The following is a 2,653-nucleotide window of genomic DNA, read 5'->3' as shown; positions in this document are numbered from 1 at the left end:
CTCCTCCCGCATTTGGCCGGAGTCGAGGTCGAACACGTCATGGAGGCCGGCTCCGTGGTGCGGATTGCGGCCAAGACCAGGGGCGGCCCGAGTCCGTGTAGCGCACGGGGCACGTTCTTGCGCAGGTCTTCGGGGGTGACCTCGGCCTTGCCCAGGCCCGGCGGATCGTGCATGGGGCTGTCGGCTTCCGGGGCCCGCCGTGGCGGGCAAGCCGACACCCGGGTACCGGGTCACCGTGTCCGGCCGAGGAGACCTCGCTTCACGTCGGCGCCGGTCACCGCGCTCCCACCTGGAAACCGTGATGCCGCCCACGAGTGACGAGAAGTAACCTCTTGCCCATGGACGCGGATTCTGATCTTGGTGTGGCGCTGGAGAACCTCTACGGGACCTTTTCTCGCTACCCGCTTCCGGAAGACAGCTCCATATGCGATCACTGTGTTTCCCCGGAAAGCATCCAGGCGGCACGCGTGGCGCCGCTTCGCGCGCTCTCCGCGTCGGCCCTGAAGCCCTATGCGGCGAACGCCTTGTCCACGTGGGGCGACATCAGGGATTTCAAGCATTACCTTCCCCGCCTGCTGGAGCTCCTGATCAGCGAGGAGCTCGACGGCTTCTACGGTGACATGTTCGCGCGCGTGCTCGGCGGTCGCTGGCGAAGCTGGCCGCAGGACGAGCAGGACGCCTTTGTGGCCGTCGTCGACGCCTGGTGGCGGTTCACCCTGCATCACTATCCGCGCGGCGTCGATGTTCTGGAGGTGCTCAAAATCATCGTGGGTGAGTTCGGCCTCGACCTCCGTACCTACCTGGCCGCGTGGGAGGGGAGCGCGGGCGACGAAGCCGCAGCACTGCATATGGCGTGGCTCGTCGGGTGGTTCCAATATGAGCTGGATCTCGACACGGACTGGCATCGTTCGCTGGAGAGCTGGATCACCAGTCCCGCTTCCGCCCGCATCATCGAGAGCGCGCTGGCCTCCGCCGACTCAACCGAGGTATTGGAGAAGCTGCGAGACGGCCTGAGGTGGTTACGACGGCTTGAAACGGGATCTGGCCACATTTCGTGATGGGCCTGGCCTCAGTGGGATCAATGGTCGGCGGCGGTGAGCAGGACCCGCTTTCGTAGTAGGGGCAGGCCGGCGCGGCCGAACATTTGGCGCTTGATCATTTTGATGTGATTCACGCGTCCTTCGACGGGGCCGGAGTTCCAGCGCATGGTCAGTCCGTTGATGACGGCGTCCAAGTCGCTTTCGAGCCCTCCTGCGAAGGATGTCAGGCCAGGCAGATCGTCAGCGCGGACAGCGGAGATCCAGGCCGGCAGGTCATGGCCGGACAACTCGGTGAGCATCTCACCGAAGACGCGAATGTGGCCGCTGGCGGCCCGGAGTTCGGGACAGTGATCCAGGATCGGCTTGAGCTGCAGCTTGTCGTCCTCGGTCAGGCTGTCGGGATGGCGGGTGAGCCAGCTGGTGACCTGCCGGACCGTCGGTGCGGGCGGGGCGATCGGCGCGAGGGCAAGACGTTCGTGATGGTCGTCGAGGTAGTCGCGAACCAGTGAGTAGCTGCCCTGAAACCCCAGGGCGGTGATCTCGCGGTGGAGCTGTCTGGCATTGGTACAGCCGGCCTCCCACCGCTGGCGCAGGTGGGACTTGAACGGGTCGAGCTTGCTGGGCCGGACGCCTTTCCAGCGGCCGTCGACCAGTTCCTCCCAGGTGGCGGCGCGGGCAAAACGCTGGACGGTGTGGCGGCCCCACCCGAGACGGCGGGCGATGCCGCGAATGCCGTGGCCTTGTTCGACCAGGTCGTGAACCAATGCGTGATGACGGCGAGCCCGCTCGGCGAATGCTCCGAGCGGCGCGGCCTGTCGCTCCGGCTTATGGGCGTTCACCGCCGATTCGGTGGTCTCGGTTTGCGAGGTGCGCAGGCAACCGCGGTGGCGGGCCACGCATTGCTCGACGGCCTTGCCGAGGTTCTGCCACAGATGGAAGCGGTCGGCGACCTGCGTGGCCTCAGGCGCTCCGATACGGGCTCCTTCGGCATAGGAGCCGGATCGATCCCGGCAGATCAGCTCGACTCCCGAGCGGCCGGTCAGCCATTCGGCGAGTGGTCGGCTGTCGCGGCCGGGCAGCAGGTCCAGGGGCGCCCCGGTCTCGCAGTCGATCAGCACGGTCCCATAGACATGACCGCGTCGCAGCGCGAAGTCGTCCACTCCCAGTACCCGCGGTGTGACCGCGGCAGGGTCGGGCAATGCCATCACCAGCCGCAACATCGTAGAGCGGCCAACGATCACCCGCAGCCCGCAGGCCAGCCGGGCACCAGCCCTCCCGGCCAGCGCGACCGCGATCTTCTCCAGCATCACGCGCAGCAGTGGTGTGCGCCTCCCGTAGCGGACCGTCAACCCCGCCACCTGCTCGGCGAACGTCCGCTTCGTGCAGCCGGTATCTCCGCAGACCAGACGCCGCACCGACAACATGATCTCCACTCGGCGGCCGCCCACCGCCACGTCCGCCAACCGGCGCCTATATCGGCTATGCAGCCTCTCCGACACCGAACCGCAGCCAGGACACGGACTCGGGCCGCCCCTGGTCTTGGCCGCAATCCGCACCACGGAGCCGGCCTCCATGACGTGTTCGACCTCGACTCCGGCCAAATGCGGGAGGAG

2 protein-coding genes are annotated in these 2,653 nt (G+C 67.0%); one reads left to right on the top strand and one right to left on the bottom strand.

Annotation, left to right across the window (positions count from 1 at the left end; translation table 11 throughout):
* The first annotated feature begins 338 nt into the window (after window positions 1–338).
* Complete coding sequence (locus tag IG98_RS47980) at window positions 339–1,058, top strand: hypothetical protein (RefSeq protein ID WP_051753743.1); 720 nt, start codon at window positions 339–341, stop codon at window positions 1,056–1,058.
* Between the two features lie 20 nt (window positions 1,059–1,078).
* Here IG98_RS47980 and IG98_RS0143645 read toward each other — a convergent pair.
* Window positions 1,079–2,653 (bottom strand): ISL3 family transposase (locus IG98_RS0143645; RefSeq protein WP_030926381.1); only part of this gene is annotated, 1,575 nt, incomplete at its 5' end.

The organism is Streptosporangium amethystogenes, assembly GCF_000721075.1.
GTDB classification, from domain to species: Bacteria; Actinomycetota; Actinomycetes; order Streptosporangiales; family Streptosporangiaceae; genus Streptosporangium; species Streptosporangium amethystogenes.
This window is presented reverse-complemented; position numbering and strand designations above follow the sequence as displayed.